This window comes from Rhizobacter sp. P3_B12 (genome assembly GCF_056402895.1).
Genome location: NZ_JBFUGN010000963.1, coordinates 1 through 2,323, shown reverse-complemented (window position 1 = coordinate 2,323; position 2,323 = coordinate 1). Strand labels below are relative to the sequence as shown.

Here is a 2,323-nt window from a genome sequence, read left to right as displayed (position 1 = left end):
CTGCGGCCCCGCCTTCGGGCGGGGTCCTGGGCGGAGCTCTACCCGAATAACACCAAACACAAAGGACGATCACCATGTTGGACGCCACCCTCCAGGCCCAGCTCAAGGGCTACCTGCAACGCCTGACGCAGCCGGTTGAACTGGTGGCGTCGCTCGATGACCGCCCCGCCTCGGGCGAGATGCGCGAGCTGCTCGAAGAGATCGCCGGCCTGAGCGAGCTGGTGAGCCTGCGCCTGGACGGCACCGACACGCGTCGACCGTCGTTCAACATCAGCCGTGCCGGTGCCGGGATGGGCGTGCGCTTCGCCGCGATCCCGATGGGCCATGAGTTCACCTCGCTGGTGCTGGCGCTGCTGCAGGCCGGTGGCCACCCGCCGAAGGTCGAGGCCGAGGTGATCGAGCAGATCAAGTCGCTGACCCGCGAGGATGGCGGCGACTTCGTGTTCGAGACCTACATGTCGCTGACCTGCCACAACTGCCCCGACGTCGTGCAGGCGCTGAACCTGATGGCGGTGCTGAACCCGCGCATCAAGCACGTCGCGATCGACGGCGGGCTGTTCCAGGGTGAAGTGGAAGGCCGCCAGATCATGGCCGTGCCCACCGTCTACCTGAACGGCGAGGTGTTCGGCTCGGGCCGCATGGAGGTCTCGGAGATCCTGACCAAGGTCGACACCGGTGCTGCGGCACGCGTGGCGGCCAAGCGGGGCCAGAAGGATGCGTTCGACGTGCTGATCGTCGGCGGTGGCCCCGCCGGCGCGGCGGCGGCCGTGTATGCGGCGCGCAAGGGCATCCGCACCGGCATCGTCGCCGAGCGCTTCGGCGGCCAGACGCTCGACACGCTGGGCATCGAGAACTACGTGTCGATCCTCGAGACGCAAGGCCCGAAGTTCGCGGCCGCGCTGGAAGCGCATGCGCGCGTCTACGAGGTGGACATCATGAACGGCCAGCGCGTCGCGGCGCTGGAGCCGGCCGCGCAGCCGGGCGGCGAGATCACCGTGACGCTGGAGAACGGCGCCGCGCTGAAGAGCCGCAGCGTGATCCTGTCGACCGGCGCGCGCTGGCGCAATGTGAACGTGCCCGGCGAGGCCGAGTACAAGAACAAGGGCGTGGCGTACTGCCCGCACTGCGACGGCCCGCTGTTCAAGGGCAAGCCGGTGGCGGTGATCGGTGGCGGCAACTCGGGCGTCGAGGCGGCGATCGACCTGGCTGGCCTGGTGGCGCACGTCACCGTGGTGGAGTTCGCCGACACGCTGAAGGCCGATGCAGTGCTCGTGAAGAAGCTGCACAGCCTGCCGAACGTGACGGTGCACACCAACGCGCAGACGACCGAGATCACCGGCGACGGGCAGAAGGTGAACGGCCTGGTCTTCAAGGACCGCGCGACGGGCACCGAGCACCGCGTGGAGCTGGCCGGCGTGTTCGTGCAGATCGGCCTGGTGCCCAACACCGAGTTCCTGAAGGGCACGCTGGAGCTGAGCAAGTACGGCGAGATCATCGTCGACGCGCGCGGCGCGACGAACCAGCCGGGCGTGTTCGCGGCCGGAGATGCGACGACGGTGCCGTTCAAGCAGATCATCATCGCCGCGGGCGATGGGGCGAAGGCGGCGCTGTCGGCGTTCGATCACCTGATCCGCACGCCGGTGGCAGCCTGAGCGACCTGAGCGACCTGAGCGAGTTGCGCAGCATTCCCGGATTTCGCTGCGCTGCATCCGGGCTACGGCATTCGTAGCCCGGGTGCAACCCGGGAAGCGGTCTCTCAAGGGCAGAATGGCCGCCCGATGATCCACCTCACCCGACTCACGATCCAGCGCGCCCGGGCCGAGCGCTTGCCGCAGATCGCCGGCAGCCTCACCTTCACGACGGTGCTGTCGGTGGTGCCGTTTCTCGCGGTGTGCTTTGCGCTCTTCACGCGCTTTCCGATGTTCAAGCGGCTCGAGGACGCGATCGAGGAGCACCTGCTGCGCAGCCTGCTGCCCGAGGAGATCTCGCGCACCGTGCTGCGCTACCTGGCGCAGTTCGCGACCAACGCGAACGGGCTGACGCTGGTCGGCTCGCTGTTCCTGGTGGTCACCGCGGTGGCGCTGCTGCTGACCGTCGAGAACGCGCTGAACCAGATCTGGAAGGTGAAGAAGAACCGGCCGTTCCTGAAGCGCGTCGGCATGTACCTGCTGATGATCGCGTTCGGCCCGCCGCTGCTGGGCGTGAGCCTGTGGGCCACGTCGTACGCGGTGAGCGCCTCGGCCGGGCTGATCGAGACGCTGCCGCCGTGGGCCAGGTTCGGCCTGACGCTCGGGCCGGCGCGGCCTGACGCTCGGGCCGGCGC

Annotated in this window: 2 protein-coding genes; both read left to right on the top strand. The window is 68.7% G+C overall.

What is annotated here, in order from left to right; genetic code table 11:
* Positions 1-74 precede the first annotated feature (74 nt).
* Positions 75-1,652, top strand: a complete 1,578-nt coding sequence (ahpF, locus tag AC1D01_RS30735) for an alkyl hydroperoxide reductase subunit F (RefSeq protein ID WP_477873197.1) — start codon at positions 75-77, stop codon at positions 1,650-1,652.
* A 126-nt stretch (positions 1,653-1,778) separates the two neighbouring features.
* The coding region (locus tag AC1D01_RS30730) for a YihY family inner membrane protein (protein WP_477873195.1) at positions 1,779-2,323 on the top strand (545 nt) is incomplete at its 3' end.

What these genes read in the sequence shown, in the direction of transcription:
- ahpF (WP_477873197.1), top strand. Translation starts at nt 75, where the DNA reads ATGTTGGACGCCACCCTCCAGGCCCAGCTCAAGGGCTACCTGCAACGC.